The sequence below is a fragment of the Flavobacterium sharifuzzamanii genome (genome assembly GCF_003254585.1).
Classification (GTDB): Bacteria; Bacteroidota; Bacteroidia; order Flavobacteriales; family Flavobacteriaceae; genus Flavobacterium; species Flavobacterium sharifuzzamanii.
Window position 1 is genome coordinate 29,974 of record NZ_QJGZ01000036.1, and the last position, 15,857, is coordinate 45,830.

Genomic DNA, 15,857 nt, shown 5'->3' on the forward strand with positions numbered 1-15,857 from the left:
AATTAAGGTCTTACATTTGTAAGGCCTTAATTTTTTATAACCTACTATTTATGAGAGAACTTTTAACAATTTCTCTTGTCTTTATTTTGTCTTTTAACAAAATAACTGCGCAAGATTCAATTATCGAGCACAAGATTCAAAAAGGTGAAACCGCTTATTTTATTGCCCAAAAGTATAAGGTTTCTATCGACGAGATTTACAAACTCAACCCCGAATCGCAAAACGGAATCAAAGACAATCAGGTTTTAAAGATTCCAATTCACCACACAGAAAACACATCTTCAAAGCAGCAAACTCATATTGTTGCGCCAAAAGAAACATTGTTTGGTTTATCAAAACAATACCATGTTTCGGTTGAAGCCATTCAGAATGCTAATCAGGAAATTTTGGCAGGCGGACTTCAAATAGGTCAGGAACTGATTATTCCTCAAAATTCAGATTATTCTTCAAAACAAGAAATTGCTGTTTCTTTAAAAACAACACATCAAGTTGTGGCTAAAGAATCTTTATTTAGCATTGCAAGACAATACAATGTTTCGGTTGAGGATTTAGAAAACCTAAATAAGGATATTTTAATTAACGGATTGCAAATTGGACAGACGATTTCAATTCCAAACAAAAGAAAAACGTTAGACGGAAGAGTTCGTGTTATTAATCAGGAAACGGTTTTTCATGTTGTTGAACCAAAAGAAACCAAATTTTCGATTGCAAAGAAATACGGAATTTCGATAGATCAGTTAGAATCTCAAAATCCTGAAATCGTAAACGGATTAATTGTCGGGAACAAATTAGCCATTAATACCAAAGAAATTAAACCAGTTAATGAAAGCGAAGAATTAATGCTCGCTTTGGCTGAAAAACAGGTTGTGGTTGAAAAAACAAAAGCGAAAACAGTAGAAATTGAAGATTTGAAAGACCGTTTGGTTGTTCAGAAAGAAATGAATCAGAAAATTATAAAAATTAATGATCTGAAAGTGAATCTGAACGATATGAATGGTTCTAAAGAAAACTCGGTTGAAAAATTGCGTCTGGTTTTAGAAGCTAATAAAAATGTTCAAGATATTTTAATGGCAAAGTTGGATTCTCTTGTCACTTCGATGAATAATGATTTGAAAGAATTGAAGCGAATGGATATTCTCAATGTTGAAGAATCTAAAAGATTAGAAAAACAATCTTCTGAAGGGATCAATAAAACGAATGAATTATCGTCTCAATTGAAAAAGGAGCTCGCAGAAAACAGAAAAGCCTACGCTGGTTTGATGAACAAAGTGGAGAAAATCGCAGTTGAGGAAAATCAGGAATATAAGAAGAAAATCCGCGAAAGCGAGAAAAAAGCAAACACCGAACCTTTACAGCAGCGTTTGTCTTTAGAAGAAATTAAGCGCTATAAAATCGAGCAGGAAAAAGGAGATGCACAAAATCAGCTTCTGATTGCTAAAATTGATTCTTTGGACACTCAGAAAAAAATTGAGGTTAAAAGACACATCAGTAAAGCTTCTTATTATAGTATGGAAGCTCGAAAATTTGATGATAAATTGGCTTTAATCAAATTAAAAAAATATCAGGATGAAGCGGTTAAGAAACAGAAAAAAAATGATGCAGGAGAAAATTCAAAAACAGTTTCATTGCAAGAAATGAAACAAGAATTGAAAGACAATCCGTTGAGGCCTGACAAAACAGTAAAAGTTGAAGTTTATGATAATCTTAGAGAAGTTTCAAACGGGTATTACTTAGTTTTAGGTATATTTACAGACGCAGTTGACCGAGATAAGCTCATTATGAAACTCATTGATTCTGGCGAATTTAACGCTAGCTTCTTTTTCAATATTAACAGCCTTTCGTATTATGTTTACGCCGATAAGTTCGAAAACATGGAAGAAGTGCTGTATAAATGCAAGAAAAAAGAAGAAGATGAGTTATATAAAGAAATCATTATTGCTAAAGTAGAAATCGATTTAAGGTAATTTTTATAGCAATAAAGCAAACGGCGCGAATTTTGCTTTTAGTAAAATTGTAACTTATTTTAGAATTAGAAATTAAATTGTTTTAAGCCTTATTATGAAATATTATTTAACAGTATTGTCTCTCGTATTTTTTATGACTTCAAGCGCATTTTCGCAAGAAAAAGTGGTGAAGTACAAAGTATCGAGCGGTGAGACGATTAATCAGATTGCACAAAAATTTAAGGTAACGCCTTATGATATCTATCAGCTCAATCCAGATGCAAGAACGGGATTGGTGCCAAATTCTGTGTTGTTGATTCCAACAAAAACAGGAGAAGCAAAAAAAGAAGTTTCTGAAACTAAAACTACAGTGGCTTCAGGAAAAGAGATTATCCATGAAGTGCAACCAAAGGAAACTTTTTACAGCATTGAACACAAGTACGGAATTTCAGATGAAGCTTTAAAAGCTGCAAATCCGTTTTTAGAAAAAACTGGTGTTCAAATCGGACAAAAATTGGTTATTCCAGCAAAAGGATCTGCTCCAAAAGCAGCAGCAAAACCTGCTAAAGAAAAAGGTGCTGAAAAATATGTTTATCATGATGTTCAGCCAAAAGAAACAAAATTTGGTATTGCAAAACAGTATAATATTACGGTTGACGAATTAGAAAAACGAAATCCAGATATTGTTAACAGTTTGCCAGTTGGTTACAGATTAACCATAAAAGGAACAGCTCCAAAAACAGAATCTGCTCCAGTAGAAATGGCAAAAGCTGTAGAAAGTAAAAAGCCTGCTGAAACTTCAAAAAAAGCGGTGACTTATATGAATTATCAGGTTAAACCAAAGGAAACTTTTTATAGTTTAGGAAGAGTTTTTCATTTGACCCAAGATGAATTAGTGGCATTAAATCCGTCACTTTCTGAAGGTGTAAAAGAAGGGATGGTTTTGAAAGTTCCAACAGGATATGTCGCTCCAGCTCCAATTGTTGCTGCACAAGTGCCAGATAAACCTGCTGATTCTTCAGTATACAAACCAGTTGAAAATACTGGCGGTGGAATTAAAATTGTCGATAAAGTAAAATCGACTGAAAACGAAAACGTAGAAGTTGTTGAATTAACAAAAAAGAAAGGATTTAATGAGCGTAAGAAAGTAGTTTTATTGCTTCCTTTTAATTTGGCTAAAGTGCAAAGCGATACTTCTGGAACAGCTAACAGAATCAAAAACGACAAGTTCTTAAACATGACTTTAGATTTTTATGCTGGAGCTATGATGGCGATTGATTCTGCAAAAACATTAAAACTTCCAATTGATGTTGCTATTTACGATTCTCAGGAAACTAAAACAACTTCTAATGTTGTAGGTTTAACTCCGAAACTTCAAGATGCAGATGCTGTAATTGGGCCATTTTACCAAACTAATGCAGAAACAACAGCAAACATGCTGCGTTCGTATGACGTTCCGGTAATTTCTCCTTTATCAAAAGATAGTGCAAATCCGATTGACAATTTATACCAAACCATACCTTCAAATGACGTGATTAGAAATTCGGTTTTTGATTATATGCGTTCTAAAAACGGGAATATTGTAGCTGTGGTAGATAAGAAAAAGGAATCGGTTATTAATTATATCAAACAAAACCAAAAAGGAGTTGCATTTGCAACTTTAACAGAAACTGGTGGTTTGGATGTGGCTAATTTAAAAAGTTTGTTGATTCCAAATCGAATGAATTATGTTGTGATGGAAACTGGTAATACAGCGATGGTTAAAGCTACGATTAAAGCATTGCTTGATTCTCAGAAAACATGTCAGGTTCAATTGGTGATTTTAGAGCCAAATAGCACATTGGATACAGATGAAATCAGTTTTGATAATTTGATAAAATTGAAATTAATGTATCCTTCTGTAACGCGCGAAAGTGATGAACAGCCAGTTTTAATTTATGAAAAACAATTTCGTTTGAAAAACAAAGCAAATCCAACCACCTATGCAACTAGAGGATTTGATGTAACTTTTGACACGATGATGCGTTTATCTCAAGGAAAAACATTTCAAGAAACAGCTGATTTAATGACAACTCAGCAAGTAGACAATAAATTTCAGTATTATAGAAAAGGAGATGGAGGACACGCTAATAAAGGCGTTTACATCTTGTATTATGATAGTGACTTAACTTTAAAAGTAGCAAATTAATGACATCAAAAGTAACCTATTTAGGAGATTTAAGAACAAGTTCAATTCACGTGCAATCAGGAAGCGAAATCATTTCTGACGCACCAGTAGATAATAACGGAAAAGGAGAAGCATTTTCTCCAACAGATACTGTAGCAAACGCTCTAGCAAGCTGCATGATGACAATTATGGGAATCAAAGCTCGTGATTTAGAAGTAGATTTTGTTGGTTCTACAGCTGAAGTAACTAAAATTATGAATGCAGAACCGAGAAGAATTGGAGCAATCGAAATTGTATTTCAAATGAAAAGCAACGCTGACGAAAAAAGTAAAACTATTTTAGAACGTGCTGCAATGACTTGTCCGGTTTTTCTAAGTTTAAGCAGTGAAATCGAAAAGAAAATTACGTTCAACTGGAATTAATTTTTTATCAAATAAAATTAAGAAAGGAGCTGTCTCAAAAAGACAGCTCCTTTTTTTGTAGGCTTCGAAGAAACGAATTATTTATAGTAAAAAATAAATGTATACAATATGAAGAGCTCCAGAGATAAGCTTCGGAGAAGCGTAATATTTATAGCAAAGAATATACATATACAATGTAAAGCTCCAGAGGAGCGATATATTTTTTGCAATCTAAATTTTATGAACGGTTTAAAACAGACAAGAGAGCAACATCTACTTTGCCCTCTTGTCCCTCTTTAACTAACCAATAATATTTATTCTGAAAACTCTAATTTTTTAAGTTTGTTCCAACCTCCACGAGTAAAATCTGGAATTTCAACAGGAGCAGAATTATGGTCTAATGAAATTTCGGTTAATGGGCCAAGGCAAGACCATTCGGCTAAATCGTAAACGTCCATATCTAATGGAAGTCCTTTTTGGAGACAGTGAATTAAACGATAATCCATAATGAAATCCATTCCGCCATGACCACCTACTTTTTTAGCTTGTTCTTCGATTCCTTTTGCAATCGGATGTTTGTATTTTTCCATCAGGGCTTTTTTCACTTCTTCAGGAACAAAAGAATGAGCGCTCAATTTTTCGTGATTTGGTTTTACGTCATCGCTTAATTCTTTTCCGTCAAGCGCATAACCTTCAAGCGGATATTTGTTGGCAAATCCTTTTGTACCGCTCAACTGATACATTCTGCTGTATGGACGAGGCGAAGTAACATCATGCTGAATTTGAATTGTTTTTCCGTTTTCAGTACGAATCATCGTCATTGTATGATCTCCGTTTCTAAAATCTTTAATTTCCTTTCCTGATTTTTCTTTAATGTAAGCAGGATTTCCAACGGCTTTTGTATCCATAGAAACCAAGAAATTCATTTTGTCACCACGATGAATATTTAACGCCTGACAAGCCGGCCCCATCCCGTGTGTCGCATAAACATCACCGCGGTGTTTGATGTTGTAATCCATTCTCCAGTTGTTCCAGTATTCTCCCCAAAATGGTTGTAAACCATGAATATAAGAACCTTCAGCATGAAGAATTTCGCCAAAAACACCTTGTTGTGCCATGTTTAATGTTGTTAATTCGAAGAAATCATAAACGCAGTTTTCCAATTGCATACAATGTTTTCTCGTTTTTTCTGAAGTATCAATAAGTTCCCAGATTTCTTTCATGGTTAAAGCGCCTGGAACTTCTATTGCAACGTGTTTTCCGTCTTTCATGGCCTGAACTCCGATAGAAGCATGATGAAGCCAATCTGTGGCAACATATACTAAATCTACGTTTGGTAAGGCTGTTACTTTTCTCCAAGCATTTTCGTCACCGTAGAATTCTTGTGCTTTTGGAAAACCAGCTTTCGCTAAAATCTCATTCGACTTTGCAGTATTCTCCTGAGTCATGTCGCACAAAGCTACAATCTCTACACCCGGAATATGTGTCATACGTTCTACCGCGCCAGGCCCACGCATTCCAAGTCCGATAAAAGCGACGCGAACGGTTGGAATTGGATCTGCGGCCATTCTCAATACATCTTGCTGTCCTTTTGCACGTGCAGGAGTTTTAGTCTTAATCATTTGTGCTGATGCTATTGTCCATCCGAACAAAAGAAAAAGGATCGTTATAGGTTTTAAGAAGGTGATTTTCATGAGTGATTATTGTTAGATAATTTTTTAAAATAACCTCTCTAATGAACCAAATTAGAGAGGTTTTCAAAAACAAAACAGATTCTAAGAATTCCTATAATTATTTTTGACTACTAAATCTTTTCATTAAAGGCGTTACATGTTTTTTGGTATCGTCATCTAATGAAGCCAATGCTTTATCTGCTTCGGCTGGTGCGTATTTTGTTAATCCTGTTAATCCTGCAGCAATTACGTTGTATGATTGTTCTTTAATGCTTTCGTCCATCAATGCTTTATAAGAAGCATCTCCTGTTGAAGCTAATTTTACAATAGCATTTGCTCTTGCGATTGTTTTTTTGTCGTTTTTAGCAATATCAAGAAGCGTTTTTAAAACTTGATCTTTGTTTTGTTTTTCATTTAAATCAATTGCTTTGATACTCAATACTCTTAAGTCTTCTTGAGGATCTTTTAAGCCTTCTAGTAAAATAAGCTGTGACTCCTGACTTCTGTCTTTTGAAGCAAATTTTATAGCTTCAATTCGGTTATAATACGATGGTGCATTTTTATATTGATAAAGATAATCAGCAGCCGTTTTTTTATCGACATTCACTTCTCCAACTAAGATTTTATCTGGATCTAAATCAATAAATTCAGGTTTTGAAGGAAGATCAAAACTGAAACTTTGTTGTCTTTTATCAACTAAAATATCCTTTCTGATTTTAGTTCCGTTTACGTAAAAATCAACTTTTAAAGGCAGTGTAAAGGTTTGCACTGAACTATCCTGAGATTGATTTATAGTAATGATGATTTTCCCATTAGCATATTTATAAGTCACATCCAGAATCGGACTTCCAGCATTGTAATACCACTGATCAAAATATGGCAACCAATCTTTTCCAGTTACTTCTTCCATAGACAAACGCAACTGATGCGGCTCGCCAGATTTATAAGCATTTGTGGTCAAATAATGATTTAGTCCTTTAAAAAAGGCTTCATCACCCATTTGATTTTTCATGGCATATAAAATAATCGAACCTTTAGAATAGCTGATATTATCAAACATATCGTCTGCGTTTCTGTAATGAAAACGAGCTAAAATTGGACTGTCACCATTTTTTTGAGAGCGTAAATAATTCTGCAATTTTTCATAACGAGATCTGTCTTCACCATCTTGTCCGGCATCGTGCCCGTGCCAAAGCACTTCTCCAAAAGTGGCAAACGATTCATTCATTGTTAAGTTTGACCACGACTCAGCCGTTACATAATCTCCAAACCATTGGTGAAAAAGCTCGTGAGCAATGGTGCTTTCTTGATTATCATCTAATAATTCTCGTTCTGTCTTCTGAACATATTCACCATGAACGGTTGCCGAAGTATTTTCCATCGCACCTCCAAAATAGTCTTTCACCACAATTTGCGCATATTTTGCCCAAGGATATTCTACGCCAAGCATTTTGCTGTAAAAATTCATCATATCTGGCGTTTTATAAAATATCTGTTTGGCATAAGGCGCGTATTTTGGCTCTAAATAATAGCTGACTTCTTTACCGTTATATGAATCTTTATAGATTTTAAAATCTCCAACAGCCATCATAAACAAATAAGGTGCATTTGGCTGTTCCATCTTCCATATATCCGTTCTTGTCCCGTCTTTATTTACTTTTTGCGAGGTTAATTTACCGTTTGAAAGTGTCGTATATTTTGCCTCAACCGTCATCGCAATTTCAGAAGTTGTTTTCTGATTTGGTTTATCGATTGTTGGGAACCAGCAAGAAGAAGCTTCCGTTTCGCCTTGCGTCCATATTTGTGTTGGTTTGTCACCTTTTCCATCAGGATTAATAAAATATAATCCGTTTGAGTTGGTAATCGATTCGCCCGCTTTGCTTTTCAGTTCTGCTGGTTTTGCGGTATAATTAATGAAAATCGTGTACTTTTCTGTGCTTTTATATTTTCTGTTTAAAGCGATTGAAAGTTCTTCGTTATCATATTTATATTGCAACGGAATACTTTTTTTGCCATCAATAATAGCAATTTCTTTAAAATCCATTCCTTTTGCGTCAAGCTTAAGCGAATCGGTTTCGTAGAAATGAGGTTTTAAAGTAATCCATTCTTTTCCGTACAAATAGCGTTTCCCATAATCGAATGAAACCTCCAGTTTGGTATGAATTAAATCATGTGTTTTTAAAGGAGTAGCGCGGTAAATGGATAATTCATCAACCTTTTCTGCTTTGTTTTGTGCCTCAATTTTTGGACTCATCAAAACGACAAGACCCAAAAAAGTATATTTTAAAAAATGGTTTTTCATTTTTATTGTTTTTGAAAGTTCTTTACAATTTTTCGATAATTCTAACTTCACCGTCTTTTTCATCTTCACTCAAAATATTGGATGGTTTTTTGATGTAAGACAATAAAGTCCACTGCACTATTTTATTTGTCGGATATAAATCTGCCTGAGTTTTAATCCATTTTTCAGCCTCTTGCGAAGAAGACGTTTTTTCTATTGCCCAAGCCGAAACAAGATTGTTTGCCGGAAGGAAGTTCATAACCGTATTATCAACCACAGGACGGAAAGCGACGATTTTATCTAAAGATTTAGAGGCCATTTCTTTATTTCCAAGACTGTTATAACATTGATAATCTAGCCAGTTTTCTAGTCTTTCATCTATGTTTTCGTCATACGGTTTTCCAACGCCTAAATTCTCTGGAAACAGTTTGGCATCGGCAATAAATTGTAATGCTTTTTTGTACTGCTTGTTTTTGATTTCTGCTAAAGCCTGCATCAATTTAGCTTCATGATATAATTGTCTTCCAGCTGTTGCACCTTCAAACGGAAGGATTTGCAATTTGGTCAAGAACGAATCGGCTTCACGGTATTTTTTATTTAGCAATAAAGTTTTAGCGTAAAGCATTCCAATCAAATAATTGTCTTGATGTTTTTTATAGAAAGATTCAGCTGTTGTAAGCGCTTTATCAAATTGTTTTTGAGCGATGTAATGTTCTGCCAGCATTTTATGGTATCTCCAGCCTTGCGGATCTAATTTTATTGCCTGCTGAAGACTTGCCAATACTATTGAAGCATCGTCTTTGAATAAAGAAGCTTTTGCGCCATAAAAAGCAGGATCGATTGGTTTTGAACCGCATTCCGAAAACAATCTTTTAGCTTCTGAGATGCTGTTACGATTCCATTCGATTAAACCTAAATGATATTTTAATTGGTATTGATCATTTGTTTTAATTAATGATTTTAAAATTTCAGCAGTTTCATTTCTAAAAGGGAAACTAGTTCCAGGTTTGATTTTACTTACATCAACAGGTTTATTTTCTAAAAATGCTTTCCAATAGATAATTTCAGCACTTGGTTCTGCAATCGAAAACACTTTTAAAGCTTCTTCTTTTCGGCTAATATTATTATACCAGATTCCTAATTCAAGAAAAGTCTGTTCTGGCATTTCGTTTTGAATGGCAGCAACAAAAGCATTTTTTGAATCGTTTGAATTATTCGAAAGGTATTTTTCAAAATCAGCAAAATGATTCAGCGGATCCAATTTTGTAATAGTTTTTAAAACCGAATTTGCTTTATCGGAATTATTTTGAAGACGATATAAAACCGCTAAAACCTGTAAACCTTCTATGTTGTATTGATTGAATATCAAGCTTTTTTCAGCATATTCAATCGCTTTTGAAAGATCGTTTTCGGCCAAATAAATTTTGCTTAAAGCGGTATAAGCTGGACTGCGGAATTCAACACTTGCAGCAGCAATATCAAAACCATCTTTTGCATCGGTATTATTGCCTAAATGGAAATTAGCCAAAGCATAAAAATAATTACCCGCAGGATCATAAGTGTCTATTGATAACGCTTTTTTAGCAGTTTCTACAGCTTCTTTATATTCTAATTTTCTGATTTGCAAAGAAGCCAATGCAGAAAGGGCAGGAGCGTAGTTCGGATCTAGTTTTAAACAAGCATTCAATTTATCTTCAGCCAGAACATAATCTTTAAAACCGATATAATTTTTTCCTTGCAGATACAATCCGTAAACCGAATTATGATCAAAATCTTTTGGTATTTCTACAGGACGATTAATGTTTCCGTCTTCTGGAGCAGAATTCCATACCAATTTATTGCCGCCCAAAACAAATTTCAATTTATTAGAATCGACTTTTATCTGAATAGAATCTTTAAAAGTTTGCATGGTATTCAAAGCAATATCTTTAGAATATACTTTTTTGTCATTTTCAAAAACTTCAATTTTTTCATTTAGTTTTTGAAGCGGAGAAAAATAGATTTTCAGCCAGCCGTTTTCGTTTTTAATATTAACTGAACCATAATTGTTGGCTTTTACAAAACCTTTTGTCTGTTTTACAGGAAACCAATATTCGGTCCAAGTATCGGTTTGATATGGTGCAAATGAACGTTGTTTGAAAGGTGTAAGATTACTGCCTTCGCTCGCCTGATTAAATAATCTTCCGCTTTGCACTTCTACATATTGTCCGTCAGTATCGGTTAATAATTTTTCCCAAATCATTCCTTGCTGAGACAATCCCCAAATCCAGATTTTTTTACCCGGTTTATCATCGTGATTGCCATATCTTCCCATTCCGAAATCTTCGTCATGGTAATATCCACCAAAGAAATCATCGTATTTCCCGAATACATGGTACGATTTGTAACCGCCAAAATTGTTGTTTTTGTAGAACGATAAATTTTTGCCGTTTTCTTTGTCAATTGGCCATGGATGGTAATCTCCGTTATGACCAATATAGGTTTGTCCCGGATAAATAAACTGCAGATTTTCTGCCGCTTTAATTCCTGTATTCATCCAAGTATAATAAGGCTGTTCGAATTCGGTTGTGTTAGACCAAAACGAATTTGTGGTAAAATACGCTTTGTCTTTTGGCAGATTGATGTCTAATTTCCAAGAAGTTCTCGTCAATAAATCTAAAACCCCGATAACGCAGCTAATGCTTCCATCTTCTCTGTTTATGATTTTATAATCGACAGGAGTAGCGCAGTTTGGCGTGTGGCCGATAATTCCATAATTGCCTTCAACACCGCCACTTGTCCACGGTCCGCGCATGGCAATGTCTCTAAATTTTACAACATGATTATTGTAAACAATATCTTTTCCTGTAGATTTCTCTATAGCCGACCAGACTTTTCCTCCAATTTCTGGCAAAATCATCAGTTTGATATAATCGTTTTCAATTTCGATTACTTTCCATTCTTTCTGAACGGGTTTATCAGTAAAACCGTCAAAACGGAAATACGGATAAAACTTGGTATCAGGTTTCGGAATCGGATCAGGATCTGAGAATGGATATGTCGTAAATACTTTTTTGTATTCTTTTATAGTGGGTTTGTTTTGTGCTGAGACAAAAAGGCTTCCAAGGAGTAAAAAGGATAGTAATGGTCTAAATTTCATGATGGAGAGCTTGGTTACTTTTGGTTATTTCATAGTAGTTATTGTCTGAAAGTCCCAGCGGGACGTAATATTTATAGGAATACAATTTTATGTCAATAGAAGCTCCAGCGGAGCGAAATATGTCGCTCCGCTGGAGCTTCATAAAATCGTAATGAATTATCTATAAATATTACGCTCCTCTGGAGCTTAGACTAATCGGGTCTATTAATTTATTTCACAATCAATAGCCATCCTTTTCCTTTAGGAACAGTTATTTCGTCTTTTGCTGTGAACGTTTTTGCCGGTTGGAAATTGGTAACTTCTGGAGCGGTAATTGTTGCTTTTGCAGGATTGATTCCTAGCTTTTTCCAGTCAATATTTAGTTTCACATTTACATCAGCATCTGCCCAACTTGCGATTGAAATTAAAGCCGTTCCGTTCTTTTTGTAAACTGTTGCAAGAACTTTATCATTGTTTGTTTTTACAGGACAGTTTTCGCTCCAATATCCAATCATTTCAGAACCTTTAATTCCGAAAGAATCCCAAAGTTTCCAGATGTTTCTTGGATCAGCACCGTCGCTCCAAGGTAATCTGTTTGTCATTCCGTAAACCATTCCTCTCCACGGATTTCCACCATCTTGAAGCATTTCTCCCATTAATCCAAACGGAATTCCGCTTACTTCTGTCAAGAAAAAGTCAGGCTGATTTTTTTCGTAATCAAAATATTCTCCAAACCATAATTTATTGATGTACGGAAAGTGCTCCATGTATAAGTTGGCACTGTTATTAAATCCGTCACTTTTGTTGTATTGGTTTGCACTATGTAAATCGATAATTCCAGGATGTCCGTCTTTCGTCAAAACTCTTTTGATACGTTTCATCGTGATTCTGTCAAAAGCAACGTCGTCTAGATAAATTCCATCAATACCAACATTTTGAGTCAGCCAATTCATTCCTTCCACATAATAATTATGCCAACGGTTCATTCCGCTGTTTACGATTGCAGCATCTTTAATTTCAGGAACAAACCAAGCTGCGATATAATCGTCTCCAACGTGTTCTTGCAACCAAGAGAATCCGCCACCTTTTCCTGGAGAATAGATTTCGTGACCTAAACTTCTAAGAGCGAAAGTCTCATAAGCCTTGTTAGAAACCTCTCTAACGGTATTGTAGATTTTTACTTTTAATCCTTTTTCATGCGCTTCATCGATATATGTTTTCATCTTTTTAAATTCGATAAAAGGATAATTGATATACGGATTGATTGCATTTGCGTGGTGAATATTGATTACCGTTGCGCCAGTTTTAGCAATAGAATCGATCGGGCTGTATTTGTGGTAAAACTTTGTATCCCATTGAAAGTCTGTATTGATCGTATGGAAAGGCGTAATCAATAAGTTGAAGTTATAATACAAAACATCGCCTTTTTTCATTGTTCTAGCGCCGCTGTACGCATTTACTAGAACCGATTTTTGGTTTGGCGTAATGGTAATACCGCCCTTATTTTCGTTACCCCATGAAGTAGGCAGTAATAAAGGTTTTTGTAAATAGAAATTAGTATTTAAAGGGCGGCTATATTTTTCATCTCTCAAAGAAAATTGCAATCCAGAATTTACAGCACCAATCCAAGCACCGTCTTGGTTTTTATGCGCAACATCCCATTTCCAGTCGAAAGTTGCAGGACGATCGCCACCTTTTTGACCTAATCCCATCATGTATTTTGCAGATGTTGGCTGCATTGGCATTTGGAAATTAATGTCATTAAATGAAACATCTTCAAGAGCTGTAACTTTCACGATATAATGTACGAAACCATCAAATTCAACAGAAGCATTTACATCCATTTGAACTGATTTTGAAGTTGAAGTGCTTTCCCAAGAAACTGTTCCAGCTTCTTTTTTAGTGAATTTTACACCGCTGTTTTTCCATTGCACTTCTTTGCCTGATGCGTCAATAAAATGAAAATCAATTGGTGAGCTTAAAACGTCATTTGCTTTTGCTGTTACAGAAGTCATTTCTGGAGTAAAGAAAGTCTGAATTTGCGCTGGGAATCCGTTTGGAGCTAAAATTAATTTTCTTCCTAATAAAGCAATTTCAGAATTGTTTACTGTTAATGGAGTATAAGGAGCAATAACCGTATTTTCTTGAGCTAAAGTTGAGTTTAACCATTTTAGACGCGTCATTTTTTCTGGACTGTCAATGCCTCCGTTTTTCGTTACTTGGTTAGAAACCGTAATTTGTAGATTGATTTCTTTTGATTTTCCGTCAGCAATAACAGTTGCTTTTCCGTTGTAAGTTCCAGCAGCAGCAGTTTGCGGAACATCTATACCGCACCACATTGCCTGAATTTTTCCTTTTGAAACAGAAACAGTATTGGTGAAAGGATTACCGTCATATTTCGTTCCGTCAGTGTTGATGCAGCTGATATCTTTCGCTTCGATTGTTGCGCCAGTTGTACTAACTAAATTGGTAAAAGTTACTTTTATGTTTTTTAAATCTTCAAGAGCATAAACTCCCAATTGAAAAGCTAAATATTCACCTTTCATTGCCGTATCAGAAAAGCTGTTTTGAACGCCTTTCTGAATCCATCTTTGTGGCAAATCTGACTTTAATTTAATAGAATGTTCTCTGTCTTCTGGGAAAACTAAAAATGAATTTCCGCTGTTTTTTGCAACAAGAGCTGAAGTTTCGGCAGCTGTCGCAATTACTTCCATCGGGTAAAAACTATTGAAAGCATTCACGCTCTGAATTTCTGTTACAGCCGCATTGTCTTTTAAGTTTGCTTTTACATTAGAAAGCCATTTTGCATCGGCTTTGTCTTCAGGTTTCTGATAAATTCCTTTTGGATAATTGGCAGTTCCTTCATCTACATAAGGCATATAATAAACGTAATATGTTCCTTTTCCAGCAATTGGTTCAAAGAAAATAGTACCGTTTTCTCTATTGATGTTTTCGGTTTTTATGTTCTGAATATCTTTTCCAGATGCATCCTGAACAATAATCTTTTTAAGTTCTGGATTCGTGTCTCTTCTTCGCCATTCGATCGTTGTTTTTGCAACATTTCCTGAACCAGAAAAAGCAACTACAGCACGGTGATTTCCTAATTGATTTGGATTCCAGCTGTCATTTCCGTCTGAATATTTTATTTGTGCAGTTAGAGGAATACTGATCGTGATAAAACACATTATCAATATTCTGCTTAAAAGCGTTGTGTTGTTTAGGTTTAGTTTCATTGTATTGTATAATCAGGTTAAATAGTATATTTTGAGTTTAATAAACGGCTTTCCATCCTTGTTTTTTCCAATAAGCTATAATTGGTTTGTAAGGTCCATATTTATGTTGTTCTTCAGAGAAATTATCATTAAACGGACTGTGTGCGTAATCGATGGGTTTGCCCATTTTGTCTGGATAATCTAATGTTTTTGGGTTTGGCCTTGAATGTTGGGAATCGTCGTTTACATAAGCCGCAATATCAAGTGCTTCTTTGTCTGTAAGATACGGTTTTCCTAGTTGAACTTTATCATAAGGCATGTTGCTTTTTAACCATTGTGCCTGTTTGATTACACGGTGCATGCTTGAACCTGGCTGATAACCATATTGTCCCCAAAGTGGAGGGTAAGTATAACCCGATTTGTCGGCATTGTAAACTCCTTCGCCATTATTTCCGTGGCATCTCGCGCAGTTTTCAGCAAATAAAACTTTCCCTCTTTCTGGACTTGCCGCTACATCTGGAAATTCGATTTCTAAATTTTTGGCTCCTTTAAACTTACCGTCTTTTGGAACAAATTTACTGATCCATTTAAAGTACGATAAAAACGCCACCATTTCTTTGCTGTCCAGCGGAAGCGGTTTGCCAGAATGCGGACGCATAATGCAGTTATTAACTCTTTCTGCTAAAGTAAGTACTTTGTTTTCGCGTCCGCGATATTGTGGATAATTGTCATGTGAAGACATTAAATTGAATGCATGTGGTTTTGTTCCTGCATCTTGGTGACAATTGGTGCAGTTCATTTTATTGCCTAAATATTGTCCGTTTTTTCCGTTTGGACCAATGTAATAAGCCGTTTTCATCATCAATTCTCTTCCATAGCGAACCGATTCTCCAAATTGATCGTCTGGAATTTGAGAAGTATCAATTGTGATGTAACCTTCATCTTCTTCTCCTTCTTCGATTGTATTTGAAGCTAAAGTTTGAGAATTGGTTTTGGTACAGGAATTGAAAACAGCCATTGATAATGCTGAAAAAAGTCCGATAAGAATTGTTTTTTTCATGG

At 35.1% G+C, this 15,857-nt stretch carries 8 protein-coding genes; 3 read left to right on the plus strand and 5 right to left on the minus strand.

Annotation, left to right across the window (positions count from 1 at the left end):
- Window positions 1–50: 50 nt before the first annotated feature.
- The 3 genes from DMA14_RS06805 to DMA14_RS06815 all read left to right on the plus strand — a co-directional run bounded on the left by DMA14_RS06805 (window position 51) and on the right by DMA14_RS06815 (window position 4,532).
- On the plus strand, window positions 51–1,964 hold the full coding sequence (locus tag DMA14_RS06805; RefSeq protein WP_111424020.1) for a lytic transglycosylase: 1,914 nt from the start codon (window positions 51–53) through the stop codon (window positions 1,962–1,964).
- A gap of 94 nt (window positions 1,965–2,058) precedes the next feature.
- A complete protein-coding gene (locus tag DMA14_RS06810) occupies window positions 2,059–4,131 on the plus strand; it encodes a LysM peptidoglycan-binding domain-containing protein (protein WP_111424021.1) in 2,073 nt (690 codons plus the stop codon).
- Window positions 4,131–4,532 carry an OsmC family protein gene (locus tag DMA14_RS06815; protein WP_111378679.1) on the plus strand — a complete coding sequence of 134 codons (402 nt, stop codon included), beginning with the start codon at window positions 4,131–4,133 and terminating at the stop codon, window positions 4,530–4,532. The genes DMA14_RS06810 and DMA14_RS06815 overlap by 1 nt, the downstream gene beginning before the upstream one ends.
- Before the next feature lie 293 nt (window positions 4,533–4,825).
- On the opposite strand, the gene DMA14_RS06820 is transcribed toward DMA14_RS06815, so the two are convergent.
- The 5 genes from DMA14_RS06820 to DMA14_RS06840 form a co-directional block, all read right to left on the minus strand.
- Window positions 4,826–6,205, minus strand: coding sequence for a Gfo/Idh/MocA family protein (locus DMA14_RS06820; protein ID WP_111424022.1), 1,380 nt, complete (start codon window positions 6,203–6,205; stop codon window positions 4,826–4,828).
- Window positions 6,206–6,302: 97 nt separating this feature from the next.
- On the minus strand, window positions 6,303–8,486 hold the full coding sequence (locus DMA14_RS06825; RefSeq protein ID WP_111424308.1) for a M1 family metallopeptidase: 2,184 nt from the start codon (window positions 8,484–8,486) through the stop codon (window positions 6,303–6,305).
- A 22-nt stretch (window positions 8,487–8,508) separates the two neighbouring features.
- Window positions 8,509–11,604 carry a DUF5107 domain-containing protein gene (locus tag DMA14_RS06830; protein WP_111424023.1) on the minus strand — a complete coding sequence of 1,032 codons (3,096 nt, stop codon included), beginning with the start codon at window positions 11,602–11,604 and terminating at the stop codon, window positions 8,509–8,511.
- A 209-nt stretch (window positions 11,605–11,813) separates the two neighbouring features.
- Window positions 11,814–14,816, minus strand: coding sequence for a glycoside hydrolase domain-containing protein (locus tag DMA14_RS06835; protein WP_238989926.1), 3,003 nt, complete (start codon window positions 14,814–14,816; stop codon window positions 11,814–11,816).
- A 37-nt stretch (window positions 14,817–14,853) separates the two neighbouring features.
- Complete coding sequence (locus tag DMA14_RS06840; protein ID WP_111424025.1) at window positions 14,854–15,855, minus strand: c-type cytochrome; 1,002 nt, start codon at window positions 15,853–15,855, stop codon at window positions 14,854–14,856.
- Window positions 15,856–15,857: the final 2 nt, after the last annotated feature.